This window comes from Glutamicibacter creatinolyticus, assembly GCF_006094275.1.
In the GTDB taxonomy this organism is placed as follows: Bacteria; Actinomycetota; Actinomycetes; order Actinomycetales; family Micrococcaceae; genus Glutamicibacter; species Glutamicibacter creatinolyticus.
In genome coordinates this window covers 226,241-251,453 of record NZ_CP034412.1, presented here as the reverse complement: position 1 = coordinate 251,453, position 25,213 = coordinate 226,241, and the positions used below count along the sequence as shown (strand labels likewise).

General features: G+C 66.7%; 22 protein-coding genes and 4 riboswitches. Of the genes, 8 read left to right on the top strand and 14 right to left on the bottom strand.

What is annotated here, in order from left to right; all coding sequences use genetic code 11:
• Positions 1 to 8: 8 nt before the first annotated feature.
• Positions 9 to 1,349 carry an LLM class flavin-dependent oxidoreductase gene (locus GcLGCM259_RS01235; protein WP_138925512.1) on the bottom strand — a complete coding sequence of 447 codons (1,341 nt, stop codon included), beginning with the start codon at positions 1,347 to 1,349 and terminating at the stop codon, positions 9 to 11.
• The gene (locus GcLGCM259_RS01230) at positions 1,346 to 2,149 is read right to left on the bottom strand and encodes a 3-oxoacyl-ACP reductase (protein WP_138925511.1); all 804 of its coding nucleotides are present in this window, start codon (positions 2,147 to 2,149) and stop codon (positions 1,346 to 1,348) included. Before GcLGCM259_RS01230 ends, GcLGCM259_RS01235 begins: the two co-directional genes overlap by 4 nt.
• 81 nt (positions 2,150 to 2,230) lie before the next feature.
• A riboswitch (TPP riboswitch) is annotated at positions 2,231 to 2,325 on the bottom strand.
• A 141-nt stretch (positions 2,326 to 2,466) separates the two neighbouring features.
• Between GcLGCM259_RS01230 and GcLGCM259_RS15190 the strand changes: the two genes are divergently transcribed.
• The 4 genes from GcLGCM259_RS15190 (at position 2,467) to GcLGCM259_RS01215 (ending at position 6,424) form a co-directional block, all read left to right on the top strand.
• A complete protein-coding gene (locus tag GcLGCM259_RS15190) occupies positions 2,467 to 2,625 on the top strand; it encodes a hypothetical protein (RefSeq protein WP_175419285.1) in 159 nt (52 codons plus the stop codon).
• A 146-nt stretch (positions 2,626 to 2,771) separates the two neighbouring features.
• Positions 2,772 to 3,500 (top strand): HNH endonuclease family protein, encoded by a 729-nt coding sequence (locus tag GcLGCM259_RS01225; protein WP_138925510.1) that lies wholly within the window; start codon positions 2,772 to 2,774, stop codon positions 3,498 to 3,500.
• Positions 3,501 to 3,699: 199 nt separating this feature from the next.
• Complete coding sequence (locus GcLGCM259_RS01220) at positions 3,700 to 3,909, top strand: hypothetical protein (protein ID WP_175419284.1); 210 nt, start codon at positions 3,700 to 3,702, stop codon at positions 3,907 to 3,909.
• A 262-nt stretch (positions 3,910 to 4,171) separates the two neighbouring features.
• Complete coding sequence (locus GcLGCM259_RS01215) at positions 4,172 to 6,424, top strand: bifunctional metallophosphatase/5'-nucleotidase (RefSeq protein ID WP_138925508.1); 2,253 nt, start codon at positions 4,172 to 4,174, stop codon at positions 6,422 to 6,424.
• A gap of 121 nt (positions 6,425 to 6,545) precedes the next feature.
• On the opposite strand, the gene GcLGCM259_RS01210 is transcribed toward GcLGCM259_RS01215, so the two are convergent.
• The 10 genes from GcLGCM259_RS01210 to GcLGCM259_RS01165 all read right to left on the bottom strand — a co-directional run bounded on the left by GcLGCM259_RS01210 (position 6,546) and on the right by GcLGCM259_RS01165 (position 16,923).
• Positions 6,546 to 6,869 carry a putative quinol monooxygenase gene (locus GcLGCM259_RS01210; RefSeq protein ID WP_138925507.1) on the bottom strand — a complete coding sequence of 108 codons (324 nt, stop codon included), beginning with the start codon at positions 6,867 to 6,869 and terminating at the stop codon, positions 6,546 to 6,548.
• A gap of 13 nt (positions 6,870 to 6,882) precedes the next feature.
• Positions 6,883 to 7,284 carry an MmcQ/YjbR family DNA-binding protein gene (locus GcLGCM259_RS01205; RefSeq protein WP_138925506.1) on the bottom strand — a complete coding sequence of 134 codons (402 nt, stop codon included), beginning with the start codon at positions 7,282 to 7,284 and terminating at the stop codon, positions 6,883 to 6,885.
• A gap of 94 nt (positions 7,285 to 7,378) precedes the next feature.
• Positions 7,379 to 7,795, bottom strand: coding sequence for a CoA-binding protein (locus GcLGCM259_RS01200; RefSeq protein ID WP_138925505.1), 417 nt, complete (start codon positions 7,793 to 7,795; stop codon positions 7,379 to 7,381).
• Positions 7,796 to 7,925: 130 nt separating this feature from the next.
• On the bottom strand, positions 7,926 to 9,344 hold the full coding sequence (locus tag GcLGCM259_RS01195; protein WP_138925504.1) for an NtaA/DmoA family FMN-dependent monooxygenase: 1,419 nt from the start codon (positions 9,342 to 9,344) through the stop codon (positions 7,926 to 7,928).
• Positions 9,345 to 10,568: an acyl-CoA dehydrogenase family protein gene (locus GcLGCM259_RS01190; protein ID WP_138174490.1), complete on the bottom strand. Its 1,224-nt coding sequence runs from the start codon at positions 10,566 to 10,568 to the stop codon at positions 9,345 to 9,347.
• 70 nt (positions 10,569 to 10,638) lie between these two features.
• A complete protein-coding gene (locus GcLGCM259_RS01185; RefSeq protein ID WP_246049677.1) occupies positions 10,639 to 12,264 on the bottom strand; it encodes an ABC transporter ATP-binding protein in 1,626 nt (541 codons plus the stop codon).
• Positions 12,265 to 12,280: 16 nt separating this feature from the next.
• The gene (locus GcLGCM259_RS01180; protein WP_217496548.1) at positions 12,281 to 13,171 is read right to left on the bottom strand and encodes an ABC transporter permease; all 891 of its coding nucleotides are present in this window, start codon (positions 13,169 to 13,171) and stop codon (positions 12,281 to 12,283) included.
• Positions 13,172 to 13,185: 14 nt separating this feature from the next.
• Positions 13,186 to 14,142: an ABC transporter permease gene (locus GcLGCM259_RS01175; RefSeq protein ID WP_138925503.1), complete on the bottom strand. Its 957-nt coding sequence runs from the start codon at positions 14,140 to 14,142 to the stop codon at positions 13,186 to 13,188.
• Between the two features lie 11 nt (positions 14,143 to 14,153).
• Positions 14,154 to 15,785, bottom strand: a complete 1,632-nt coding sequence (locus tag GcLGCM259_RS01170; RefSeq protein ID WP_138925502.1) for an ABC transporter substrate-binding protein — start codon at positions 15,783 to 15,785, stop codon at positions 14,154 to 14,156.
• A gap of 118 nt (positions 15,786 to 15,903) precedes the next feature.
• A riboswitch (SAM riboswitch) is annotated at positions 15,904 to 15,994 on the bottom strand.
• Positions 15,995 to 16,389: 395 nt separating this feature from the next.
• Positions 16,390 to 16,923 carry an ASCH domain-containing protein gene (locus GcLGCM259_RS01165; RefSeq protein WP_246049675.1) on the bottom strand — a complete coding sequence of 178 codons (534 nt, stop codon included), beginning with the start codon at positions 16,921 to 16,923 and terminating at the stop codon, positions 16,390 to 16,392.
• Between the two features lie 300 nt (positions 16,924 to 17,223).
• Here GcLGCM259_RS01165 and ggt point away from each other — a divergent pair, with 300 nt between their 5' ends.
• Positions 17,224 to 19,065, top strand: a complete 1,842-nt coding sequence (gene ggt / locus GcLGCM259_RS01160) for a gamma-glutamyltransferase (protein WP_138925500.1) — start codon at positions 17,224 to 17,226, stop codon at positions 19,063 to 19,065.
• Positions 19,066 to 19,156: 91 nt separating this feature from the next.
• On the opposite strand, the gene GcLGCM259_RS01155 is transcribed toward ggt, so the two are convergent.
• Together GcLGCM259_RS01155 and GcLGCM259_RS01150 are read right to left on the bottom strand one after the other, a co-directional pair.
• Positions 19,157 to 20,560: an LLM class flavin-dependent oxidoreductase gene (locus GcLGCM259_RS01155; protein WP_054821484.1), complete on the bottom strand. Its 1,404-nt coding sequence runs from the start codon at positions 20,558 to 20,560 to the stop codon at positions 19,157 to 19,159.
• A gap of 45 nt (positions 20,561 to 20,605) precedes the next feature.
• Positions 20,606 to 21,946, bottom strand: a complete 1,341-nt coding sequence (locus tag GcLGCM259_RS01150; RefSeq protein WP_138925499.1) for an acyl-CoA dehydrogenase family protein — start codon at positions 21,944 to 21,946, stop codon at positions 20,606 to 20,608.
• Between the two features lie 15 nt (positions 21,947 to 21,961).
• A riboswitch (SAM riboswitch) is annotated at positions 21,962 to 22,051 on the bottom strand.
• Between the two features lie 264 nt (positions 22,052 to 22,315).
• A riboswitch (SAM riboswitch) is annotated at positions 22,316 to 22,426 on the top strand.
• Positions 22,427 to 22,431: 5 nt separating this feature from the next.
• On the opposite strand from GcLGCM259_RS01150, the gene GcLGCM259_RS01145 reads away from it, so the two are divergent.
• The 3 genes from GcLGCM259_RS01145 to GcLGCM259_RS01135 all read left to right on the top strand — a co-directional run bounded on the left by GcLGCM259_RS01145 (position 22,432) and on the right by GcLGCM259_RS01135 (position 25,192).
• Positions 22,432 to 23,259, top strand: a complete 828-nt coding sequence (locus GcLGCM259_RS01145; RefSeq protein ID WP_138925498.1) for an ABC transporter ATP-binding protein — start codon at positions 22,432 to 22,434, stop codon at positions 23,257 to 23,259.
• Positions 23,260 to 23,350: 91 nt separating this feature from the next.
• Complete coding sequence (locus GcLGCM259_RS01140) at positions 23,351 to 24,364, top strand: aliphatic sulfonate ABC transporter substrate-binding protein (RefSeq protein ID WP_138925497.1); 1,014 nt, start codon at positions 23,351 to 23,353, stop codon at positions 24,362 to 24,364.
• 3 nt (positions 24,365 to 24,367) lie between these two features.
• Positions 24,368 to 25,192, top strand: coding sequence for an ABC transporter permease (locus GcLGCM259_RS01135; protein ID WP_138174510.1), 825 nt, complete (start codon positions 24,368 to 24,370; stop codon positions 25,190 to 25,192).
• Positions 25,193 to 25,213: the final 21 nt, after the last annotated feature.

Here is a 25,213-nt window from a genome sequence, read left to right as displayed (position 1 = left end):
CCCGGCCGCTATCCGGGCTGGCTGGCTTCTTCGCGGGGCCGGGACGATGCGGGCAGGCCCAGTCCCAGATGCCCGCGCAGGGTCGAGGAGGAGTACGCGGTGCGGAAAAGTCCCCGCCGCTGCAGTTCGGGGATCACCAGGTCCACGAAATCCGCGATGCCGCCGGGCAGAGTGGGCGGCATCAGGTTGAAGCCGTCCGCCGCCCCGCAGTCCAGCCACTGCTCCATCTCATCGGCAATGGACTGCGGGGTACCGATCATGGTGGCGTGTCCGCCTCCGGCGGCCAGCAGCCCCAGCAGTTCGCGCACCGTGGGCTGGTGCACGGCGATCAGCCGCTGGATCGTGGCATAGCGTCCCTTCGGTCCGGTGAAGCTGTGCAGTGGCGGCAGTTCGGGCACCGGGGCATCCAGGTCCCACCCGGAGGTGTCCTGCTGCACGAAGACGCCCAGCTGCTTGAGCGCGTCACCGGTGGGCAGCAGCTCGTTCAGTCGGCGCTGCTTGGCCCGTGCTTCCTCATGCGTGCGCCCCACGTAGGTCACCAGACCCGGCATGATCGCCACCGCTTCCGGGTCGCGTCCCGCCGCGGTGATCCGGGAGCGCAGGTCGGTACCGTACTCCAGGGCCATCTGCTGGTCGGCGGCCACCGCGTACACGGCCTCGGCATATTTCGCGGCCAGCTCCCGACCCTGCGGGGAGGAGCCGGCCTGGAACAGCACCGGGGCCCGCTGCGGGCCGCCGGGAACGTTCAGGGGGCCACGCACCGTGAAGTGCTCCCCCACGTGTTCGATGGGCTGCAGAAGTTCCGGGTTGGCGAAGTCCCCGTCCCGGCTGGCCTGTATGGCCTGGGCCGGGAAGGAGTCCCACAGCCGGCGCACCACCTGAATGAATTCATCGGCTCGCGCATATCGGGTGTCATGGTCCCCCAGCCCGGGCATCGAATGGTTCTGCGCCTCGGCATCCCACATGCTGGTGACCACGTTGACCCCGACCCGCCCGCCGGAGAGGTGGTCCAGGCTGGCCAGCATTCTGGCGGCATGGAATGGGGAGTAGAAGCTGGAGGAGACAGTACACACCAAGCCAATGTGCTCGGTGTGCTGGCTCAATGCCGAGAGCAGGGTCAGCGGCTCGTAGAACCAGGTGGGTCCGGCCTTTGCGGCCTGCGGGGAGACGGATTGGCCGTCGGCCAGGAACACCGCGTCCAGCAGCCCGCGCTCTGCGGTCTGCGCCAGCTGCGTGTAGTACCCGGTGTCGCCCAGGCGTTCGGCAGCGGAGTCCGGGTCCCGCCAGGCAGCCTGGTGGTGGCCGGCACCGTAGATGAACAGGTTCAGTTTCAATTGCTTGGGGCTCATCCCTTGACCAGTCCCCCATCCACGATCAGGTTCTGCCCGGTCACGCCGCGGGCCCAGCGGGAGGCGAAGAACAGGACGGCGTCCGCCAGTTCGGCCGGGCTGGTGACCTTGCGCAGCGGTGTGCCGGAGGCGATGAAGTCAAAGACCTCTTCCGGGGTGGCCGCGGAGGCGTCGGTCGTGCGCAGCAGTCCGCCCGAGACCATGTTCACGGTGATCCCCTCGGGTCCCAGGTCATCGGCGAAGGTGCGGGTCAGCGACAGCAGTGCCGCCTTGGTGGCCGTGTAGTCGTGGTACGGGACCACCGGATGCTGGAAGAGGTTCGTGCCGATATTGATGATCCGTCCAAAACCGGCTTTGCGCATGTTCGGCAGCACGGCCTGGATTGCGGCGACCGGGGCCAGCACCGACCCGGTGAACTGCTTGCTCAAATCGGCCGCGCTGAGTTCGCCAGCCTTGGGCCGGGCGTCCCCGTTGAAGGAGAAGTCGACCAGCGCGTTGTTGACCAGCGTGGTCAGCGGCTTGCCGAAGTGCTCTTCGGCCTGGCGGACCAGGTCCTTCAGCTGCCCGGCTTCACGCACATCAGCCTGCACGGCCAGGGCCTGTTCGGGGTAGCGGGCAGCCAGATCGTTGGCGGCCTGCCTCGAGGAGTGGTAGTTGAGGACCACGTTCGCTCCGGCGTCCAGGAAGGCGGTGCTGATGGCCGCGCCCAGCCCGCGCGCGGCGCCGGTGACCAACACCTGCTGCTCTGCCAGGGGTAGAGCACTGTTGCTGGTTTCGACGGTGGTGGTTTGTGTGTTCATGGTGTTCGAACTCCTTGAATGTGGGTCAAGGCGAACGGAACCCGGTGTGGATACGCCGCAGCCACTCAAAGGTGCGGGGCATCGTGGAATCCAGGACATTCCCTTCGCCAGTACTAACTGGTGCAGGTTCGACGGGTGTTTTCTCAGCCGCTGCGGCGGCACCCCGTGTCACTAACCCCATTCCTACCACATCCAGCGACAAGGCACCGACTTGGAGACTTTTTGGCCCGGACAATGCCGAGGCCGCCGTTGCCGTTACGAAAACGGACGGGACCGGACTCCTTGTCGCTTTGCCGGAACCGGCCTACGGTGAGGATATGGACACGGTAAATGACAAGGGCAAGGATCCCTACGCACCAGAAAACATCGACACCGGCGAAGTGTCACCCGAGCAGCTGAAGAAGTGGCGTGATGAGGGCGGGGCATCGCACATCCGTCCGGGCCAGGACGAGGATCCGGGAACCGCGACCAACTAGCGCGGTCTGCGTCACGGACACCACATGAAGGTGCCCCGGCGGTTCGGGCGATAGTGTCGCCCCGAAGCGATAAGGTGCTGGCTGTACACCACAGGCAGCACCTTATTTTTGGTGCGCCCACTGCATCGAAGGGAACCTTCTACCGCATGCGCAGCCCGCGTCGCTTCATCACCCTGGCCCTCTTGCTTGGCTCACTGTCACTGACCTCATGCTCGGCCGGGACGCTCAGCGATTTCAACCCCGACGCCGCTCCAGGGCAAACGCAGTCACAAGCCCTCTCCACCGGCGGCCCCATCACCGAAGAGCAAAGCCTTGAGTTCGCAGAATCGCTGGCGTTGCTTGAGGAAATCGACGTCAAGGGCCGCGCCCCGAAGACCGGGTACTCGCGCGAGGAATTCAGCAAGGGCTGGAAGGACCCCGATCGCAACGGGTGCGACGCGCGCAATGACATTCTCGCCCGGGACCTGAAGGACGTGGAATACCGGGAGGGACGCATTGAATGCGTGGTGCTCAGCGGCGTACTTGATGACCCCTACACCGGCAAGAGCATCTCCTTTGTGCGCGGGCAGGGAACCAGCAGCGCGGTGCAGATCGACCATGTGGTGGCGCTTTCGGATGCCTGGCAGAAGGGCGCCCAGCAGTGGGACGCCGAAACCCGCCTGAACTTTGCCAACGACCCGCTGAACCTGATGGCTGTGGATGGCCCGACCAATGCATCCAAGGGCGACAAGGACGCGGCAACGTGGCTGCCGCCCAACCGCTCCTTCCGGTGCAGCTACGTTTCCCGTCAGACGCAGGTGAAGGCGAAATATGACGCGTGGATGACAAAGGCCGAACAGGCGGCCATTGAGAAGATCCTGCGCAGCTGCCTCTAACCGCACACCCCCGACTCACGGCGGTGAACGGGTTTTTCCTAGGTTTACCCTGCTCCCCGAGGCGCCGCTTCATCCCACTGCGGTAGGTGAGCAGGCACATCTAGTCCTTTCGGAGGATTCCTTCGGACAACTATTTGTGCAATTATTGTAATTACAGTCATTGGTTTTTCACGGGACAGCGTGGTCTACGGAACAAGGGATGCGTGATGCGGAGATGAAGATGCGGCTTCTGGGGGTTGCGCTTTTGGTGTGCGGTGCCGCGGTCTTCATCTTTGCCCTCAACGTCCAGCATCGTGAGTTGGCCTACGGCCTGCTCACCGGGGCATACCTGCTCTTCGTGCTGGCCGTATGCACGCTGGTCGGACGAATCGTGGGAGCCTCGCGGGTGAGACCACCCAGCGGCGAATGATCCGCGCGCCCCCGTTGCGGCTCTGCACCAAAGCCGGCCACGATCACACGGTGAACGTGAAAGATCTGCTTGATAGTCAAACTGTGGCGCGGATTTCGCGATGAAAGCCGACCAGGCCGACCCGCTGCGAGTGGGCCGTGTGAAGCCAGGCCACGTGAACGACCCCCGACATCAACCCCACACTTCATCAAAAAGTATCGACAGGTTCACTCCCATGGGATAAACATGTGACGATCACTTGTTTACCTCTAGGGGATTTTCCATGCCTACCTCCAGACGTCTGCCCAGGGTCGGTTTCACTGCCCTGGCGTCCTTTTCGCTCATTGCCTCCGGCGCCGTTGGCGCGCAGGCAGCGCCCACCGACACAAGTCCGGCCAAGGAAGTAGAGCTCAACCTGCTGAGCATCAATGACTTCCACGGACGCATCCAGGCCGAGGGCGAATCTGCCGGAGCTGCAGTACTGGCCGGAGCGGTCGCAAAATATCGGCAGGAGAACGCGAATACCCTCTTTGTCTCGGCCGGCGACAACATCGGCGCCTCCACGTTCGCCTCCGCTGCACAGCAGGATGCGCCCACGATTGACGCGCTCGGCGCCGCCGGGTTGGACCTGTCGGTCGTGGGCAACCACGAATTCGATCGTGGCTTCCAGGACCTGCAGGAGCGTGTCATCCCCCGCTACGGCACGAAGTCCGAAGCCGAAGGAGCTGAGGGGGCGGACTATGCCCTCGGCGCGAACGTATACGAGAAGGGCACCGGCAAGCCGGCCCTCAGGGAGTACACAATCCGCGAAGTCGACGGTGTATCGGTCGGGTTCATCGGCACGGTCACCGCGGACACGGCCACGCTGGTTAGCCCCAGCGGGATCAGCGACCTCACCTTCGGCGACCAGCTCGAGGCCGCCAACCGGGTGGCAGAGAAGCTGAGCGATGGCGACAAGAACAACGGTGAAGCCGACGTGCTGGTGCTGCTGACCCACGACGGATCCGAAAGCACGGCCTGTGACACGATCGCTCAGGAATCAACGGATTATGGGCAGCTGATCCGCAATGCCGATGAGCACATTGACGCCATCATTTCCGGACACACCCATAAGCCCTACCACTGCTCAGTGCCAGTCGCGGGCACTGACCAAACCCGGCCGGTGATCCAGGCGCATCAGTACGGCACCACCCTGGGCGAAATCTCCCTGAGCATTGATGCCAGCGACGGCACGGTCACGCAGTCGGACACCAAGCTTGTCCCCTTGGCTGCCGAAGGCGGCTCGGCTTTCGAGCCAAACGATGCCGCTACAAAGATTGTTGACAAGGCCGTTGCCGAATCCGAAGAAGTAGGCCAGCAGGAAATCGGCGCCATCAGCGCCGACATCCTGCGCGGCGGCGAACCGGCGGGTGATGACCGCGGCGTAGAATCCACCCTGGGTAACACCGTCGCCGATGTCCACTTGTGGGCGACCTCCAACGAGGACTTCGGCGGGACCCTGGCACAAATCGCCTTCATGAACCCCGGTGGTCTGCGCGCTGATCTGCTGTACGGCAAAAACGGCATCGTCACCTACAAAGCAGCCGCGGACGTACAGCCCTTCGCCAACACCCTGATCACCATGGACATGACCGGCGCCCAGCTGTATGAAGTGCTCGAACAGCAGTGGCAGCCGGAAGGAGCTTCCCGTGAAAAGCTGCACCTGGGGATCTCCGAAGGACTGAGCTACACCTACGTGGAGGACGCGGCCCGCGGTGAGCACATCACGTCGGTGAGTTTCAACGGAAAGCCCGTCGCCGACTCTGACACGTTTCGGGTCGCGGCCAACGCGTTCCTGGCCTCCGGCGGGGATAACTTCACGGCCTTCGCTGAAGCCAAGGACCATGCCGACAGCGGCCAGGTGGACCTGGACGCCACGGTGAACTACTTCAAGTCCCACGACGTCGTGGATCCAGCGCCGCTGGGCCGCGCCGTGCAGGCCGGCACCGAATGGGCCACCGTGAGCCTCTCCTCGGCCACCCTCGCTCCTGGCGGCACCCTGGATGTGGCGGTTTCCGATTTGGAGCCCGGGGCGAAGATCTCGGCCAGCGCCTTCGACGGGGAGGTTGAAGTTCAGGACATCGCCGCGGCCGATGGCGCCGGCTCCACATCCTTCCAGCTGACCGCGCCTCAAAAGCTGAAGGAAGGCCAGTACCAGTTGGTGATCTCGCAGGTGGGCCGGGAGGACATTTCCGTGCCGCTCACGGTAGCTGCCGAGGCACCCACCACGCCGAGCACGCAACCCAGCCCGCAGCCGAGCGCCTCGCCCACGGCGTCCCCGTCGGCGTCGCCGTCGCCGTCGCCGTCGCCGTCGCCGACCCAGTCAACCCAAAGCCCCGCACCGCCACGCCCGGACGCTTCCCAGTCACCGGCACCCGATCCTCAGGATCTGGCCGACACGGGCTTCGCGTACTCGAGCATCGGCATCATTGCCGCGGTCATCCTGGTCGTAGGGCTGCTCATGGTGCTGCTGCGTCGCCGGGGCAACACCCACTAAAGGCCGAGAGCCCAGGGAGACAATGTGAAGATTAACGTCAAAAGCACCGCCAGCGGCGGTGCTTTTGACGTGTCGACGCCCTGACCCCAGCCGGGGAAGCGGGGTCGCTCAGCGGCAGAAACTAGTCGATCTTCAGCTCGCCCATTTCGTCCCAGCCCTGACCATCGACCTTGCGGGAAATGATCTTCGGGGTGGACACCAGGGCCGGACGCATGGCTTCCAGACCTGCTGCGAAGTGCGGGCCATTGACGTGGGTGGCGGCCGCTTCGTCGTCACGGAACCCCTCAACCAGCACAAACTCGTTCGGGTCTTCGACGCTGGTGGACCAGTCGAAGAACAAGTTGCCCTCCTCGGCGCGGGTGGTGCGGGTGAACTCGGCGACGCGGTCCATGAAGCTTTCGGTGAATTCGGGCTTTACCTGGAACTTAACAACGATGAAGTACATGCCACCAGTCTAGTTAGCCGCCACCGGTGTGTCTCTTGATTTGGATGGCGCTCCGGTCACGTGCCGGCATTGCCTCGATCACCAGATCATAGGAATCCTCGACCAGTTCGCGCATCACCTGCGGGCCCAGTCCCACGCGCACTGAGTTCCAGTGTCTTTTGTTCATGTGGTAGGCGCCGGTGATCTGTTCGTGCTCGTCTCGCAGCCGTTCGGCGATGGCCGGTTCACATTTCAGGTTCAGCAGCAGTTCGCCCTGATGCACCATCAGCAGGGCGAACATCTTGCCCTTGGCGCGGTCCCGTCCGGCAACCTTGAACACGGTGCTGTGTTCCCCAAAGGGGAAGTCTTCGTAGGCTCCGGGCATGGACAGGCACAGGGCCCGCCACACCTCGTGGTGCTCCTCCAGCGCGCTCATTTCCACCGTCCCGGATCTCCGCCGCGTCCGGTTCCCACGGTAGCAGTCGCCGTCCGGGGCAGGGACTGGGGTGGGCTCCTTCGCAGCACTGGCGCTAGAGAAGCGGGTATTCGATCTTCGGGCAAGTGTCCATGACCACCTCGAGCCCGGCGTCCTTGGCGCGCTGCGCGGCGGCTTCGTCCACAACGCCCAGCTGCAGCCAGACGGCGCTGGCGCCGACCTCGATGGCCTGGTCCACGATGTCCCCGGCCTTCGCCGAGTTCACGAAGCAGTCCACGACGTCGATGTGCCCGGGGATCTGGTCCAGACGCTCAAACCCGGTTTCCCCCATGACGGTTTCCCCGCTCAGGGATACCGGCAGGATCTGCATTCCCAGCTGTTCCTTCAGGTAACGGGCAATGGAGGGGGCCACCCGCCGCGGGTTGTTCGTCAATCCCACCACGGCCCAGCGGGCGGGGGTGGTCAGCAGCCGGCGGATAACCTCTGGATCATTGACATGTTTGGCGTTCATGCCGTCACCCTACCCCGGGTGCGGGCAGGGGAAAACCACCGCTGCGAACTTGCAGCGGTGGTTCAGGTGCGGGTAGCGGCCCGGCCTCCCCCAGCCATCCAAGGGGCCGCTACCCGGGTCTTGTGTCCGGCTACGGGACCAGATTCTGCTCCGGTTGGCCGCTGGCGGCGCTGGAGTGCGTGAATGCCCCGCGGAACGCGGCGGCCGGGTGGTTTGACGGCAGCCGGTCCCCGCGCCCGAACACCTTGTGGCGCAGGCTTCCCGGGGTGTACTGGGTTTGCGCCAGTCCGCGGCGACGCAGTTCGGGCAGCAGCCCGTCAATGAAGTTGTCGTAGGAGCCGGGCAGCACGTGGTTCATGATGTTCAGCCCGTCGATGCCCGCGTCCTGCCACTGCTCCAGCTGGTCGGCGATCTGTTCCGGGGTTCCGACCAGCTGCTGGGCCTTCGCCCGGTAGTGGGCCAGATCCCGCAGCGTCGGGTTGCCGCCGGGGGTGGAGGCCAGCACCGCTTCGAGCACCCCCTGGGCGCCTTCGGTCTGCACCTGGCCCAGCGGGGTGTCCAGCTCCAGTCCTCCCAGGTCGATTCCCAGCCCGCCGCCGATGTGCGCGATGATCGCGTGCGGGTCCAGGTACTGGTCGTATTCGGCTTCCAGCGCCTTGGCCTCCGCCTCGGTGGAGCCCACCACGAAGGAAAGCCCGGCGAAAACCTTCAGATCCTGGCGGCGGCGCCCGGCCGCCTGCAGGTTCGTATCCAGCTGGGCGACCTTCTTGGCCACGTACTGCGGGTGCGGAGCGAACAGGAAGGTCGCCTCGGCGTGGGTCGCGGCGAACTGGGTGCCGCGCGGGGAGGAACCGGCCTGGAAGAGGAAGGGGGTGCGCTGGGTGCTGGGCACGGCCAGGTGCGGCCCGTCGATGGAATAGATCTGGCCGCGGTGGTTGATCTTGCTGACCTTGTCCGGATCCGCGTAGATCCCGTTAGCCTTGTCCGCCAGCAGCGCGTCGTCCGCCCAGGAGCCTTCCCACAGCTTGTAGGCGGCCTCCACGTATTCCTCCGCCCAGCTGTAGCGGTCATCGTGGGCGACCAGGGAGGCTCCCCCGAAGTTGCGGTGCGCGTTTTCCAGGACGCTGGTGACAATGTTCCAGGCGACCCGGCCGTTGGAGAGGTGGTCCAGGGTGGAGAGCTGGCGGGCGAACTGGAAGGGGTGGGCCTGGATGACCGAGCTGGTCATGGCCAGCCCGATCTGCCCGGTGCCGGCGGCCAGCGCGGAGAGCAGCACCAGTGGATCGTGGCTGGGCACCTGCAGCCCCTTGCGCACGTGGGAGGCCCAGCCGCCCTCGTGGTCCCCATAGAGGCCCACCACGTCGGCGAAGAACATGGCGTCGAACTTCGCGTCCTCCAGTTTGCGGGCCAGGTCCACCCAGGGCGCCAGTTCGTGGAAGCGGTGCTGCTGGGCCTGCGGGTGGCGCCACATGCCGCCCAGGATGTGGCTGGAGGTGTTCATCAAGAAGGCGGACAGCAGCAGGCGCGGTCGCTGGTCAAAGGTTCCCATTTACTTCTTTCCCTTCGCTTCGCCAATGGAGTTCAACCCGGTGGGGATGGTGCCGTTGATGAAGTAGTCCCCCACGGAGCGGGCCTTGAACGCGACCGGGTTGTGGGTGGCCACGGTGCGCGCGTTGCGCCAGTAGCGGTCCAGCGACTTGCTGGTGGACACCGCGGAGGCGCCGGTGACGTCGAACAGCTCGCTGGTGGCATCCAGCACCAGCTTCGGGGTGGCCACGTGGGCCTGCTGCACCGCCAGTTCGGCGCGCAGGTAGGCCTGCTGCTCGTCCAGCCCCAGCGCCGCATCGTGGGCGGCATCCAGTTCCCGGGCGGCGGTGATGACAATCGACTCGGCGGCAAACACGTTGGCGGCCAGGCGCCCCACCAGTTCCTGGATCTGTGCGTCATCGCGGAACAGCGCCCCGGAACCGGTGTTGAAGGTGCGGGTGCGCGCGGCCACCAGCCCGGCCGCCTCGCCACGGGCCGCCTTGCCGATGCCCACCAGCACGGCCAGCAGGCACAGCTGGAAGAACGCCGGTTCCAGGGTGGAGGCGACCTTGCGCTGGATGATGTTCTGCTCCTGCACCGGGACATCCTCAAAGATGGCGGTGCCGGTGCCGGTCAGCGGCTGGCCGAAGCCGTCCCAGTCATCCAGGATCCGCACGCCCGGCGCGGTGCGTTCCACGACCGCGTACTGCCGCCCCTCCACGCCGTCCGTGGAGGCCATCACCACCACCCAGTCGGCGAAGATGGAGCCGGTGGTGTAGTACTTTTCCCCGCGCAGCACCCACCCGGCCCCGGTGTTGATCAGCTTGGTGTTCGTGGCGCCCAGGGCGTTGCCGCCGCGTTCGGTGGCGGCGTTGCCGAAGATTTCGCCGGCCAGCACCCGCGGGAACCAGCGGTCCTGGAACTCGGCGGGCTGCAGCGCGATGGTCTCCACGAAGGAGAAGTGGCTGCGCAGCAGGTGGGCCACGTTGGAGTCGGCGGCAGCCAATTCGATCAGCAGCCGGAACAGGTCGGTGTGGCTCACCGGCGTTCCGCCGTGGCTGGCCGGGACCCGCAGCGCCGTGAAGCCGGCGTCCTTGAGCCACGCCACCTGCTGGTAGGGCAGTTCACGGTGTTGTTCGCGCTCCCGGGCGCCCTGGGCGATGCGGGTGAAGACCGGGCGAAAGCGTTCCAGCAGGCGTTGGTAGACCGCTTCGTCGCTGGTGGCCTGGATGGCGTGGGTGCTCATGCTCCTCTTTTCGTGACGGGGGAAGTTCGTCGTTCGTCGGTGGCCGGGCGCTTCCCGGCCGGGCTCGGGTTCAGCCGGCGGCAGGGCACAGTTCACGCAGAACCTGCCCGGGGTTCGCCGCCAGCAGGGTGCGGGTGTAGGGGTGGGCCGGTTCGGTGAACACCTGGTGCACGCTGCCGCTCTCCACCAGCTCCCCGCGCCGCATGACCCCCACATGGTGGCTGATGCGTTCCACCACATGCAGGTCGTGGGAAATGAACAGGTAGGTCAGCCCGTGCTCGCGCTGCAGGGACTGGAGCAAGGCCAGGATCTGCTCCTGAGTGAGCACATCCAGTGCGCTCAGCGCCTCGTCCAGCACCAGGATCTCGGCCCCGGACGCCAGCGCCCGGGCGATCGCCACCCGCTGGCGCTGTCCGCCGGAGAGCTGGGGCGGGCGGGCCGCGGCCAGGGAAGGGGCCAGGTTGACCTGCTCCATGAGCTCGGCCACCCGTCCGGAACGCCAGCGCGGGTCCCCCAGCCGGTAGTTCAGCAACGGCTCGGCAATGATCGATGCGATGCGCTGGCGCGGGTCCAACGCCGAGTCCGGGTTCTGGTAGACCAGCTGGGCCTGGCGCCACAGCTGGTGCCGGCGCCGGCCGTGGGCCGCACCCACCCGCTGCCCGTTGACCCGGATCTGCCCGGACTGCGGATCCAGCAGGCCCATGATCAGCTTGGCGGTCGTGGACTTGCCCGAACCCGATTCCCCGACCAGGGAGAACGTGGTGCCGCGCGGGACCTGGAAGCTGACCTGGTGCACCGCACGGTGGGCGGTGGCGCCGCGGCCGAAGGTCCTGGACACCTCCTGCACGTCGATCGCGATGTCTGCGTGTGCGACCGGTTGGGGCCGCTGCCGGTTGCCGGTGGCCTGGGCCAGCAGCGCCCGGGTGTAGGGTTCGGTGCTTTCGGTGATCAGCGAGCGCACGCTGCGGTCCTCCAGGATCCGCCCCGAATTCATCACCAGCACCCGGTCGGCGATGTCCGTGGCGACCGCCAGGTCGTGGGTCACGAACAGGACCGTGGTGCCCTTTTGCCGGGCCAGGGATACGAAGACCTCCAGCACGGTGCGCTGCACCGTGACGTCCAGGGCGCTGGTCGGCTCATCGGCGATCAGCAGCTGCGGGTCCAGCGCGAAGGCGATCGCGATCAGCACCCGCTGCTTCAGTCCGCCGGACAGCTCGTGCGGGTACTGGCCCAGCCGGTATTCCGGGCGGTCAACGCCCACGCTTGCCAGCAGTTCGACGACCCGGGACCGCCATTGGGCCTTGGGCACCGAACGCTGCGGGTGCAGCCGGAACACCTCGATCAGCTGGGAGCCGATGGTCTTCACCGGGTCCAGGCTGGAGCCCGGATCCTGGGGCACCAGCCCGATGCCGGCCCCGCGGATGGCCCGCCAGCGGCGCACATCCAGGCTCGTCACCTCGGTGCCGCCAAAGCGGATGGACCCCTCGACGCGGGTGCCGGCCGGCAGCAGCCCGATCAGCGCCTTGGTCAGGGTCGACTTGCCGGACCCGGATTCCCCGACAACGGCGAGGATCTGCCCCGAGGGGATGTGCAGGTCCAGCCCGTTGGCGGCCACCGTCCCGCCGGGGTAGCGTACCGTGAGGTCCTCGATGCGCACCACCGGTGCGGCGGGGGTGTTCTTGGTGTTCATTTCCATGTCCACTGTCCTTGTCCTAGAAGCGGAAGGCGCGGTTGATGCTGCGCCCCAGGGCGGCGGTGAGCATGACGGCCGTGACGATCACCAGGCCCGGCAGGGTGGTCAGCCACCAGGCCACCGACAGGTACTGGCGTCCCTCGGAAATCAGCAGCCCCCATTCGGGGGTGGGCGGCGGGGCGCCGAAGCCCAGGAAACCCAGTCCCGAGATGGCCAGGATCGCCGCCCCCAAATCCACGGCGAGCAGGGCCAGCACCGGTCCGATCACGTGCGGCAGGATGTGCCGGCGCAGCACGGTGAAGTAGCCGCCGCCGCTCATCAGTGCCGCCTGCACGAAGTCGTGGGAGCGCACCCGCAGCACCTCGGTGCGCACCAGCCGGGCGAACGCGGCGATCGAGGCGATCCCCACCCCCAGGCCCAGGGACAGCGGCCCGGGCTCGGTGGCGGTGACCAGGATCAGCGCGATCAGGAACGCGGGCACCGCCAGCAGCACGTCCACCAGGCGCATGGCCACGGCGTCCGCCGCCCTTCCGGCGGTGCCGGCCAGCAGGCCCAGCACGCTGCCGAGCACCGAACCGATCAGGCATGCCAGTCCCGCGGTCATCAGGGTTTGCCGCGTGCCGTGCACCACCCGGGAGTACACGTCGCGGCCCAGGTGGTCGGTGCCAAAGGGGTGGGCGGGGCTGGGGGCGCTCAGCTTCTGCGCCGGGATCCCGGTGATCGGGTCCGCTGCGCTGAACGCGCCGGGCACCAGCGCCCAGGCCAGCAGCAGGCCCAGCGGCAGCAGCATCCACCAGCGTCCCAGCCAGCGGCGCACCGGGCGGCCCGGTGCTGGCGCCGCGGTGGTTGGTGCCGGCTCCGGGAGCGGCAGCCCGGCCGGGGTGGTGTTCTGTTCGGTCAGTACGCTCATGATCCCTTGTCCCTTCAGGCGGCCAGGGCCCGTGCCGAGCCGGCGTGGGCGGTAATGATTCGGGGGTCCAGCTGCGGGTGGATGAGGTCCACCAGCAGGTTCACCACAGTGAAGGTGGCGGCGGTGAGCAGCACCAGCCCCTGCACCAGGGGAATGTCCTGGACGGTGACCGCCTGCAGCACCAGCTGCCCCAGTCCGGCGCGGGCGAACACGGTCTCGGTGATCACCGAGCCGGCCAGCAGGGTGCCGATGGTGATCCCGGCAATCGACAGCGCGGCCGGGGCGGCGTTCTTCAGGGTGTGGCGGTAGAAGATCCAGGACTCTCCGGCCCCCTTGGCGCGCAGCACGTCCACGAACGGCTGGGCCGAGACCTGCTGAACGCTCTTGAGCAGCACCTGGGCGATCGGTGCGCTCAGGTGCAGGGCCAGCACCAGGATCGGCACCAGCAGCGACAGCGCCGAACCGTCCGGGAACAGGGACATCACCCCCAGCTGCACGGCCAGCAGCTGCAGCAGCACCAGGCCCAGCCAGAACACCGGGATTGAAATGAACAGCGGCGGCAGGTTCAACAGCGCCCGGCGCAGCCGCTCACCGCGGGCCAGGGTGGCCGCGGCCACCAGGGCCACCGCCAGCAGGACGGCCAGCACGAAGGCGCTGCCGGCCAGGACCAGGGTGGATCCGATGACCTCCCCGATCCGGGCGGCCACCGGCGCCCCGGAGGACAGCGAGTAGCCCAGGTCCCCGCGCAGCAGCGCGCACAGCTGCCCCAGGTATTGGGTGATCAGCGGTTGGTCATAGCCGTAGTGGGCCTTCAGCTGTGCGATGGTGGCCGGGTCCGCGGCGGCGTCGGTGGACAGGAAGATGGTCACCGGGTCATTCGGCAGGGCCTGCACCGCCAGGAAAACCGCGGTGTAGGCCAGCCAGATGACCAGCAGGGCCTGGCCAACGCGCTTGGCAATGTATCCGCCCATGCTTCCCTCCCCTACTTGCCGCTCTTCCAGGCGCCCTGGAAGATCGGGGCGGTGCCGGAGGTGAAGTCGACGTGGGTGCCCGAATGCGCGCCGTAGACCTGGACCTCATCCCACAGCACCAGGGTCAGGGCCTTGTCCAGCACCAGGGCACGCTGTTCCTCACCGATCAGCTTCAGGTGCTCCTGCTCGGTGGTGGCCGCCTGTTCCCGGGTGAACAGTTCGTTCAGCTCTTCGTCCGCGTTCAGCGTCTGGGTGTTGTTCGCCGGCCCGAAGACCGGCCCCAGCCCGCCGTAGGCGAACTGCCGGGTGCCGAAGAATTCGACCTTGTCATCGACCAGGGCACTGGTCAGGAACGTGTTGTCCGCTGCCCGGTTCACCAGTTTGACCCCGATCTCGCGCCACTGCTGCTCAATAAGTTCGAAGGCCGGCTTGATGACCACCGAGTTGTTCGAGGAGGCGACGGTGACCTCCAGCTTCTTCCCGTCCTTCTGCCGGATCCCATCCGGTCCCGGAACCCAGCCGGCCTCATCCAGCAGCTCCTTGGAGCGCGCCGGGTCGTAGGCCAATTCCGCGGAGAAGTCCACGAAGCCCGGGGCCTTGTGGTTCAGAATCGATGCGGAAATCACATAGCTGTCCGAAAGCACGGTGTCCTTCAGCGCCTGGCGGTCGATGCCCACCTGCAGCGCCTGGCGGACCTTGGCGTCGGCCAGCTGCCCGGAGCCAATGCGCACCGAGGCGTTGTTGGTGGTCAAGTCCACGCCCTGCGCGGCGAACACCTGGCCGCCGCCGGATTTCAGCACCTGCTCATCCACCGGCTGCAATCCCCGAACCAGGTCCACCTGCCCGGACTGGGCGGCACCGGCACGGTGCGCAACCTCCGGCAGGTACTTGATGACCAGCTCATCCAGGTAGGGAGCCCCCGGGTTCTGTGCACCCTGCGGAGCCCAGGCGTAGTCGTCGCGGGCGCTGAACACCACTTCCTCATCGGGCTTTTCCGAGGCGAAGACGAACGGTCCCGAACCCACGATCTTGGAGATCGCCGACTGCCCGGCGTTGTCCAGCTTCAGCGTTTCGGGGGCCACCAGCCCGGCGGTCACCGAGGAGGTGGCGCGCAGGAAGTTGGCGTCCGGACGCTTCAGGGTGACCTGGACCTTGTTCCCGTCCAGCACCTTGGAGGACTTGTACGCCGAGAAATCCACGTTCGGCTGGATCTGCGCATCCTTGATGCCCAGTCCCAGCGCGTCCAGGTTCGCCTTGACGGCCTTGGCATCCAGTGCGGTGCCGTTGGAGAACGTCACCCCATCACGAATGGTGAACGTGTACTGGGTCTTGGCCTCGTTGGAGGTGAAGCCGCTGGCGATCCACCCCACCAGCTTGCCCTGCTCGGCGTCAAAATAGGTCAGCCGGTCCAGCACCGAGTTCAGCACGTTGGCCTTCTCGTAGAACCGGGCCGCCTGGGTCTGCCAGTTGTCGATGGGGGTGACCTCGGCGTAGGTCAGGGTTCCACCCTGCACCGGGTCGCCGGCCGACTGTGCCGACTCGGTGTTCGGGCTTGCCACGCCGCTGCCGCCGCATGCGGTCAACGACAGCCCCAGGGCCGCAAGCAGTGCGGTGGCTTTCAGCGCCAAACGTGGTGGCCGCATAATCCGTGTTCCTCTCGGTTTAGCCCGAGGAGCACGCTGAATTCAGGTCCCTCCCGCGAAGGGAGGCAAAACAGGCAGACATCCGCCCGTGTTCGGGGACCGTTGCGAAATCTAGCAATCTCCATCGGTCCTGGCCTTAGCACCGCTCCCCGTCGGGGTGGTTGCTGCGACGTCAACGAGCCAGGTCTCTCAGTCGCTCTGGATGGTGTTGTTCCGGTGGGTGTTCCGGGTGATTTCAGTGTGCGGCGGGGACATTCATGTGACCAACCATGACGAAACATCGACGTCACATCGTCACCGAGGAGGCGACAAAGGCTCGGCAGCACCGTAACAATGGGGTCACATGCGCCGGTAAGTCATTATGTGAAGGCGAAAACCGCAGATCCTTGACAATCCCCCCGGCAGGATGGCGCCGGTGCCACCGCGCCCGCTGTAGCGGGTGGCGCGGGTCTTACACGCATCCGCGGACCGGGGGCAGCACCGTGCAGCAGCCGCAGGGCCGGGCCTGCTTGCCCCTGTCCCGCAGTTGGAGCCCTGTGAAACCCTGTACAGATTCCTCATCCACGAGCCGGCCGATCCACCGGCGCGGAAAAACCGCTGGGGGCTACGCCCTGCCGGGGCCCATAGGCCAGGCGACAACGAAACGCTCAAGCACGACCCGGAAACCCGGCTGCGACGTCAGGGTCGGATCCCATTGGTGTCCAGCAACCCGCTGGGTGCGACGCCAGTACTTCTCATGCTCGCGGCGCCAGCTGGCCAACGAGCGGTCATCCTCCCCTTCGGCAAAGGCGAAATCGGCGTCCACGTGATCAAAAGCCGCCAAGGTGACCTCGGTGGTCTGCAGGATGAGACGCGCCGTACCGGTGGAATCGCAGGCTAGCCAATAGGCGCCTGCCTCCGGCAACGGTTCACCGCTTGCCGTGTACTCGTTCTCCAGGCTCGAGGTTGCGCGCTTATCCCCGTCGGAAACTGCGCGCAGCAACGCATCGGCCAACGCGGGACTGTCCCCGAAGTAGTCAACGACAGGCAACACCTCGGGTCGCAGGCCCCCGCCCCCTGCCCAAAGCACATAATCGCCCCACAATTGTCTTGCCCGCGCGAGGCCGACCGGCGGGAACCGGGAGGCCGAGGAATCCATGGCCCCAAGCCTAGTGCTTTCCGCCATGGGCCGGCGCTGCACAGGGGCCTTTCATTGCCTCTGCCCGGAACCAAGGTTGCGCGCAAAAATCGGCGGGAAAGGCATATGGTGCTTCGTGCGCAGAAACCACCGGCTCCTCTCCGAAGGACGGCCCCGCCCAGGAGGCACTGCGCCGAAAGCCGGTTCCTCAGTACAACCACAACTTTTGGGATGTGATGCGTGTCACTTCCATTCGATGTGGTGCACTTCGCCTAGCTTGAGGGGGTCAGAACCCATCAACCCCCCAAGGAGCGGGTAGCTGTGCACCCACGATCACTTCGCGCCCCAGCCTGCGCGATCAGCCTGGCGTTGGGCTTGACCGCGCTCAGTCTGGCGCCGGCCCAGGCAGAACCACGCCAAACCGAAAAGCAAGCCACCGCCACCGGTTACGGTGGCGCCGTGGCCACCGTCGACCCGGAGGCCACCTCCGCGGCGATTTCCGTGTTGCGCCGCGGCGGCAACGCCGTGGACGCGGCGGTGGCCGCCGCCGCGACACTGGGAGTCGCCGAACCCTACAGCGCCGGCATTGGCGGCGGAGGCTACTTCATGTACTACGACGCCGACACCCGGAAGATCAGCACGCTGGACGGTCGGGAAACCGCCCCGTCCGCCATGCCCCACGACGCCTTCATTGATCCGCAGACCGGCAGCCCCTACCCCTTCACCCCGGAGCTGGTGACCAGCGGGGTGTCCGTGGGCGTGCCCGGCACGCTGGCCACCTGGGATGAGGCCCTGGACCGCTGGGGAACGATGAGCCTGGGCAAGGCCCTGCAGCCGGCCATCAAGACGGCCACGCGCGGCTTCGTCGTGGATGAGACGTTCCGCGAGCAAACCCTGGATAACAAGGAGCGGTTCGAGGCCTTCGAGTCCACCCGGAAGCTGTACCTTCCCCGGGGGGATGCCCCCAAGGTGGGCAGCGTGTTCAAGAACCCCGATTTGGCCAAGACCTACCGCATGATTGCGCGCCGGGGCATCAACTCGTTCTACCGCGGTGAGCTCGCCGAGCAGATCGCCGCGACCGTGCAGGCCCCGCCGGTGGTGCCGGGAACCGAGCTGCCCGTGCCAGCCGGCCACATGACCGCCGCGGACCTGGCACGCTACAAGGTCGTAAAGCAGAAGCCGACCAGGGTGAACTATCGCGGCCTGGACGTCTACGGGATGGCCCCCTCCAGCAGTGGGGGCACCACGGTCGGCGAGGCCCTGAACATCCTGAATCGGTTCCAGCTTTCCACGATGCCGCGACCCGACGCGCTGCACCACTACCTGGAGGCCAGCGCCCTGGCGTTTGCCGACCGCGGCAAATACGTCGGGGATCCGGCATTCGTCGATGTGCCCACCCGCCAGCTGACCGACCGGCTCTTCGGGGCCGAGCGGGCCTGCGCCCTGGATCCGCAGCGCGCCTCCGTGAAACCGGTAGCGCCGGGCGATGCCGCCAACTACGACGGGCGCTGCCCCACCGAAGCCGGTGTGGTGGCGCAGGAGAAGGACACGGAGAACATCTCGACCACGCACCTGTCGGTGGCCGACCGGTGGGGCAACGTCGTGTCCTACACGCTGACCATTGAACAGACCGGCGGTTCGGGCATCGTGGTGCCGGGCCGCGGGTTCCTGCTCAACAACGAGCTGACCGACTTCTCCACCGTCTACGATCCGGCCGACCCGAACCGCATCGAGCCGGGCAAGCGGCCGCGCTCCTCCATGGCGCCGACCATTGTGCTCAAGGACCGCAAGCCGGTGCTGGCGGTTGGCTCCCCGGGCGGCTCGACGATCATCACCACGGTGCTGCAGACCCTGGTCAACCGCGTGGATCTGGGCATGGAGATTTCCGAGGCGATTGCCGCGCCGCGCGCCTCACAGCGCAACACCACCGCGGTCACCGCCGAACCGGAGTTCATTGCCGATGATGCCCGGATGCTGGAGCCCTTCGGCCACCAGTTCGTGCCGTCCGGGGATTCCTTTACCCCGCAGGCGGAGATCGGTGCGGTGGCGGCCGTGGAGATCGGCCCGCGGGGCAAGCTGACCGCCGCGGCCGAACCGACCCGGCGCGGGGGCGGCTCGGCGATGGTGGTGAAGCAGCTGAAGGGACACAAGAAGCACAAGTAGCTCCCGCGCATCCACACCGAAGGCGGCGCGGCCGCGGAAAGACCAGTGACGGGTTTTTCCGCGGCCGCGCCGCCCTGTTCACCGCTGGCCGCTAGCGGGCGGCAGCCAGGCGGTTGGCGATCTTGTACTGGGCGGCGCGGTGGGTGTCCTTGACCCGGTCGCCGGCACCGAAGAGCTTGTTGCGCAGCGAGCCTTCGGCATACTCGGTCTTGTAGGCGCCGCGGGCCTGCAGTTCGGGAACCACATACTCGACGATGTCCTCAAAGGTTCCCGGGGTGATCGCGTAGGCGAGGTTGAACCCGTCCACGTCGGTGTAGTCCACCCAGTCGATCAGCTTCTCGGCTACCTCGGCGCCCGAACCGACGGTGATCGGGCCGAAACCGCCCACGCCGACCCACTCGGCCAGCTGCCGGATGGTCCACGGTGAGCCCTCGTCGCCGCTGGCCTTCTGGAAGGTCTCCACGGAAGACTGGATCGCGTTGGACTTCACGTTCGAGCCGATCACGTCGTCCGGGTCGTAGGCCGAGAGGTCCACCCCCATCCACCCGGAGATCAGCACCAGTGCCCCCTCGACGTCAGCGTAGGACTTGTAGTCCTCGTACTTCGCCTGCGCGGTGGCCGAGTCCTGGCCGGTGATGATGGTCTGCATGGCGAAGATCTTGATGTCGTAGCGGTCCCGGCCGGCGGCCTCGGCGGCGTCACGGATCTTGGTGACGGTGGCCTTGAGCATTTCCCGGGTCGGCGAGGTGACGAAGACGGCCTCCGCGTTCTCGGCCGCGAACTTCACCCCGCGGCTGGAGGCCCCGGCCTGGTAGATCACCGGGGTGCGCTGGGTGCTCGGTTCGGTGATGGCGATGCCCGGTACCTTGAAGTACTTGCCCTCATGGTTGATCGGGTGCACCTGCTCCGGGTTGGTGTAGATGCCGCGGACCTTGTCGGCCTTGACCGCGTCATCTTCCCAGGAGCCCTCCAGCAGCTTGTACACCACTTCCAGGTACTCATCGGCGTGGTCGTAGCGTTCGTCGTGCTCCATCTGGTCTTCCTGGCCCATGTTGCGCGCGGCGGAGGGCAGGTAGCCGGTGACCACGTTCCAGCCGACCCGGCCCCCGGTGAGGTGGTCCAGGGTGGCCAGGCGGCGGGCGAACGGGTACGGGTGCTCGTAGGCGGTGCCCGCGGTGATGCCGAAGCCGAGGTTCTCGGTGACCGCGGCCATGGCGGAGACCAGCAGAATCGGGTCGTTGACCGGGGCCTGGGCGCCGGTGCGCAGCGGGGATTCGTTGGTGCCGTTGTAGACGTCATAGGTGCCCAGCACATCGGCGATGAACAGCCCGTCGAACTTGCCCTTTTCCAGCACCTTGGCCAGGTGGGTCCAGTAGCCCAGGGTGTTGTAGCTTGCGGCTTGGTCCTGCGGGTGGCGCCAGAGTCCGGGCGACTGGTGGGCGACGCAGTTCATGTCAAAGGCGTTGAACAGGATTTCGCGGGGTGTGCGGCTCATGGCGGTCCTTCTTTCGGGGGTTTGATTCGATGGTGGCGGGCGGGACTAGCGGAAGCTGACCTGGCCCGGGGCGGGGACGTCCCCGGTGGCGTTCAGCCGCACCGGGGGCACCGCGTTGATCTCGTAGTCGCCCACGATGCGGGATTTGTAGATGGCGGGGTTGTGGGTGGCGATGGTGCGGGCGTTGCGCCAGTGCCGGTCCATGTTGCAGCTGGCCTTGGTGGCCGAGGCGCCCAGCGGGTCAAAGAGCTTGCTGGTCACCCCGATGGTCAGCGGCTGGGTGACCGATTGGGCGCGGTTGGCGGCCAACTCGCACACCGCATAGCGTTCGGCGGGGCTCAGGTTGGCGTCGGCCAGGGCGGCCTCGACCTCCAGCACGGCGCCCATCACCACCGACTCGATGGCGAAGACCTCGGCCGAGACCTCCCCCACGACCTGCAGGACCTGCGGTTCGTGGCGGACCGGGACCCCGGTGCCGGTGCTGAAGCTGCGGGTGCGCAGCTGGACCGAGGAGCGCAGGTCATTCAGCGCCGCGCGGGCCACGCCGGCCTGCACGGCCAGCAGCACCAGCTGGAAGATCGCCGATTCGGTGTCGTTCTCATGCTGCGGGATGAAGCTGTCCACCGGGACCCGCTCGAACGTAGTGGTGCCGGTGCCCGTCAGCTGCTGGCCGAACCCGTCCCAGTCATCCAGGATCCGCACCCCGGAATGCTGGGTGGCCACGACGGCGATCTGCCGACCGGGCAGCTGCGGGTGGGCCACGGCCACCATGGTCCAGTCGGCAAAGATGGTCCCGGTGCAGTAGTACTTCTCCCCGGTGACGAACCAGCGGCCCTCGTGCTCGGTGGCCGTGGTGTTCAGGCTGCCCAGCCGGTTGCCGCCGCGTTCGGTGTAGGCGTTGCCCACAATGTGCCCGGCGGAGATCCGCTCCAGCCATTTGGCCTGCAGCGACTGGTCCTCGAAGGCCAGCACGTCTTCGACGAAGGCCAGGTGGGCACGCCAGAGCTGGGCGATGTGGGAGTCGGCTTCGGCCAGTTCAATCAGCAGGCGGAAGACATCGGACATGCGGGCACCGTACCCGCCGCGGTCCACCGGGACGCGCAGGGCCCCGAAGCGTTCCCGGTTCAGCAGCCCCACTTGCTCAAAGGGCAGGATGCGCTCCCGGTCCCGGTGGGCCGCGCCCTCGGCGATTTGCGCGAAGACCGGCCGGAAGGTGGCGGCCAGGCGTTCATATTGTTCGTCGGCCCCAGGCCCCGGGGTGATCTTCAGCAGCTGCCGCTCGGGCAGCTGCTCGGGGTGCTGGTCCAGGTCCACGGCGTTGCCCGCAGGGGCCTGGGCAGGGTCGGACAGCGTGTTGAAGTCCGGTTGGGGTTCGCCGAATGACATGCAAGAGCCTCAATTCTTCCATCGGTCCTGGCGGTAGCACCGGCCCGCATGGGGTGGTTGCTGCGGCGTCGTGGAGCCAGATCTCTCGGCCGCTCTGGATGGTTCATCTCATTTGTACCGGCGGTGACGAAGCCGGCTCAAGGCCTGGCGTCATATTTCGGGGCATGAAGCGCAGATGACGTCGAACGCCCGGATCGCGCGAATGGGCAGGACGTTACAGCCTGACCCCCTCAAGCGGCAGAATGATGCAGAATCCACAAGGGATCAAAGAAATACCAGAATTACCGGCCCCAGAAACGTATGCTTCGAAGATTCGTCACATTACGAACGATTTGCCTTCCATCCGTTCGGGACGATTACATGGTGGCGTAACCATCCCGAGCGGCCGAGAGATCTGGCTCGTTGACGCCGCAGCAACCACCATGACGGGGAGAAGGCCTCTTCCTGCATGGACGGTGCTAACGCCAGAAGCGATGGAGATGACAATGAGTACTGTCCTTGTGTCGCCCACACCCGTGGCGCCATCCACTGCCCGATCGGTTCAGTTCCACAACCTGGGGCGTTCGTTCACCGCAGGACGGCAGACCCGCACGGTCCTGTCGGGCATCGACCTGCAGATCACCGCCGGTCAGGTGGTGGCCATCCTGGGCGCCAGCGGCTGCGGCAAGTCCACACTGCTGCGCACCGTCAGCGGCCTGGATCACCCCAGTGTCGGCCAGGTCCGCATTGGCGGCCACGCCGTGGAGGGAATCGATGACCGCTGTGCGGTGGCGTTCCAGGAACCCCGGTTGCTGCCGTGGCGGACGGTGCGCCAGAACATCGCCCTGGGCCTGTCTCCGCAGCTGACCGCCCAGGCCGGGCGCGAGCTGATCGCCGAGCTGCTGGAACTGACCGAACTCACCCACGCGGCGGAACTTCGTCCGCGCGAGATTTCCGGGGGCATGGCCCAGCGCGTTTCACTGGCCCGCGCCCTGGCACGGCGCCCCGGGGTCCTGCTGCTGGACGAACCGTTCGGCGCGCTGGATGCCCTGACCCGCCTGAAAATGCAGGATCTGCTGCTGGACATCCACCGTTCGTTCCCGACCACGGTGCTGATGGTCACCCATGACGTGGACGAGGCCCTGAGCCTGGCCGACCGCGTCATTGTCCTGGGGCACCGGCGGCCGAACGCGGAGCAGAAGCAGAACGGGGCCGGGGTCATCGAGGACCTGCCCCTGAACTCCCACAGGCCCCGCAACCGGACGGGTTCCGGATTCACCGCCCAGCGCGCGCATCTGCTGCAGCTGCTCGGTGTCGACCCGTCGGGCCATTAACCCCCGCGCCGCGTCGCCTTCCTGCCCATCCCTCACCCTTGCGTCCGGGCCTGCTCCCGTGCGCCGCCGAACCCACCCGCTAAGGATTCCCATGTCAAAATTCATCCTGTCCCGCCGTTGCGCATTCACCTTCGCCGCCGTGGCATTGGCCGCGAGCAGCCTCAGCGGCTGCGCCGGGGAGAACGCCGCTGCCGGTGAGACCCTGACCCTCGACTATGCGACCTACAACCCCCTGAGCCTGGTGCTGAAGGAAAAGGGATGGCTGGAGGATGCGCTGGCCGACGACGGCATCAGCGTCGAATGGATCCAGTCGGCCGGGTCAAACAAGGCCAACGAGGCACTGCGTGCGGACGCCATCGACGTGGGCTCCACCGCCGGATCCGCCGCCCTGCTGGCCCGCTCCAACGGTTCCCCGATCAAGACGATCGCGTTGTACTCGCAGCCCGAATGGTCAGCACTGGTCGTGGGCAAGGATTCACCGGTTTCCTCGGTCGCCGACCTGAAGGGCAAGCAGGTCGCGGCCACCAAGGGCACCGACCCCTACTTCTTCCTGCTGCAGGCCCTGCAGGAGGCGGGGTTGGGGGAAAAGGACATCACGTTGCAGAACGTGCAGCACGCCGACGGGCGCACCGCTTTGGCCAACGGCTCGGTGGATGCCTGGAGCGGACTGGACCCGATCATGGCGTCCGCCGAACAGGACGGGGCACGCCTGCTGTACCGCAACCTGGACTTCAACACCTATGGGGCGCTCAACGCCCGTGAGGACTTCCTCAAGGACAGCCCGGAAGTGGCGCAGACCGTGGTTGACGCCTATGAGAAGGCGCGCCAGTGGGCCGGCAGCCACCCGGAGGAAACCGCACAGATCCTGGCCGATGTCGCCGGACTGGACGCTCAGGTCGCCGACACGGTCATCTCCGAGCGATCCAACCTCGACGTGGCGGCGGTCCCGGGCGAGAAGTTCGTTCAGGTGCTGGGCAACATTGGGCCGGTGTTTGTCGACAGCGGCGATGTGAAGAGCCAAGCCGAGGTGGACGCCGCACTGGACACCCTGGTTGACGACCAGTTTGCCCGGCAGGCCGATGCCTCACAGATTGCGGGTGAATAGGCGATGACCGCTCCTGTTGACCAGCAGCCGGCCACCACACAAGCCGATGCCCCGCGCGCCGGGCTGCTCGCCGCACTGCTGGGGCTCCCGCACTGGCTGGTGGGCCTGGTTGTCCCCGCCCTGGTCCTGGTGGCGTGGCAGTTGGCCACGACAAGCGGACTGGTGCCCTCCTATGCGCTGCCCACCCCGGCCTCCGTCATCACCGCCGCCGTTGACCTGCTGGAGCGCGGCGAGCTGTGGACCCACATAGGCATCTCCGCCCAGCGGGTCCTGTTGGGCTTTGCCGCCGGTTCGCTGCTGGGCCTGGTCTTCGGTGCCCTGGTGGGACTATCGAAGCTGGCCGATGCCCTGCTGAGCCTGAGCATCGGGGCGCTGCGCGCGGTCCCGTCACTGGCCTGGGTTCCGCTGCTGGTGCTGTGGATGAAGATGGGTGAGGACTCCAAGGTCACCCTGATCATCATCGGCGCCTTCTTCCCGGTCTTCACCACCGTCTCCCTGGCGCTGCGCCACGTGGATCCCCAGCTGGTGGAGGCGGCCCGCTCCTTTGGCTACCGGGGCCTGCGCCTGTTGCGCACCGTTCAGCTGCCGGCCGTGGTTCCCGCGATCTTCTCCGGGCTGCGCCTGGCCCTGGCCCAGGCATGGCTGTTCCTGGTGGCGGCCGAACTGCTCGGCGCCTCCATGGGCCTGGGGTTCCTGCTCACCGATTCCCAAAACAATGGGCGCATTGACCGCCTGATCCTGACCATCATCTTGCTGGCGATCTTCGGCAAACTCACCGATGCCCTGCTGTCCATCGCCGAACGCAAGGCCATTGCCCGCTGGGCCTAGGGCCCGCGACCACGTGTAAAG

Coding starts and splice junctions, on each gene's coding strand:
- GcLGCM259_RS01235 (WP_138925512.1), bottom strand. CDS start 1,349: ATGAGCCCCAAGCAATTGAAACTGAACCTGTTCATCTACGGTGCCGGC.
- GcLGCM259_RS01230 (WP_138925511.1), bottom strand. CDS start 2,149: ATGAACACACAAACCACCACCGTCGAAACCAGCAACAGTGCTCTACCC.
- GcLGCM259_RS15190 (WP_175419285.1), top strand. CDS start 2,467: ATGGACACGGTAAATGACAAGGGCAAGGATCCCTACGCACCAGAAAAC.
- GcLGCM259_RS01225 (WP_138925510.1), top strand. CDS start 2,772: ATGCGCAGCCCGCGTCGCTTCATCACCCTGGCCCTCTTGCTTGGCTCA.
- GcLGCM259_RS01220 (WP_175419284.1), top strand. CDS start 3,700: ATGCGTGATGCGGAGATGAAGATGCGGCTTCTGGGGGTTGCGCTTTTG.
- GcLGCM259_RS01215 (WP_138925508.1), top strand. CDS start 4,172: ATGCCTACCTCCAGACGTCTGCCCAGGGTCGGTTTCACTGCCCTGGCG.
- GcLGCM259_RS01210 (WP_138925507.1), bottom strand. CDS start 6,869: ATGTACTTCATCGTTGTTAAGTTCCAGGTAAAGCCCGAATTCACCGAA.
- GcLGCM259_RS01205 (WP_138925506.1), bottom strand. CDS start 7,284: ATGAGCGCGCTGGAGGAGCACCACGAGGTGTGGCGGGCCCTGTGCCTG.
- GcLGCM259_RS01200 (WP_138925505.1), bottom strand. CDS start 7,795: ATGAACGCCAAACATGTCAATGATCCAGAGGTTATCCGCCGGCTGCTG.
- GcLGCM259_RS01195 (WP_138925504.1), bottom strand. CDS start 9,344: ATGGGAACCTTTGACCAGCGACCGCGCCTGCTGCTGTCCGCCTTCTTG.
- GcLGCM259_RS01190 (WP_138174490.1), bottom strand. CDS start 10,568: ATGAGCACCCACGCCATCCAGGCCACCAGCGACGAAGCGGTCTACCAA.
- GcLGCM259_RS01185 (WP_246049677.1), bottom strand. CDS start 12,264: ATGGAAATGAACACCAAGAACACCCCCGCCGCACCGGTGGTGCGCATC.
- GcLGCM259_RS01180 (WP_217496548.1), bottom strand. CDS start 13,171: ATGAGCGTACTGACCGAACAGAACACCACCCCGGCCGGGCTGCCGCTC.
- GcLGCM259_RS01175 (WP_138925503.1), bottom strand. CDS start 14,142: ATGGGCGGATACATTGCCAAGCGCGTTGGCCAGGCCCTGCTGGTCATC.
- GcLGCM259_RS01170 (WP_138925502.1), bottom strand. CDS start 15,785: ATGCGGCCACCACGTTTGGCGCTGAAAGCCACCGCACTGCTTGCGGCC.
- GcLGCM259_RS01165 (WP_246049675.1), bottom strand. CDS start 16,923: ATGGATTCCTCGGCCTCCCGGTTCCCGCCGGTCGGCCTCGCGCGGGCA.
- GcLGCM259_RS01155 (WP_054821484.1), bottom strand. CDS start 20,560: ATGAGCCGCACACCCCGCGAAATCCTGTTCAACGCCTTTGACATGAAC.
- GcLGCM259_RS01150 (WP_138925499.1), bottom strand. CDS start 21,946: ATGTCATTCGGCGAACCCCAACCGGACTTCAACACGCTGTCCGACCCT.
- GcLGCM259_RS01145 (WP_138925498.1), top strand. CDS start 22,432: ATGAGTACTGTCCTTGTGTCGCCCACACCCGTGGCGCCATCCACTGCC.
- GcLGCM259_RS01140 (WP_138925497.1), top strand. CDS start 23,351: ATGTCAAAATTCATCCTGTCCCGCCGTTGCGCATTCACCTTCGCCGCC.
- GcLGCM259_RS01135 (WP_138174510.1), top strand. CDS start 24,368: ATGACCGCTCCTGTTGACCAGCAGCCGGCCACCACACAAGCCGATGCC.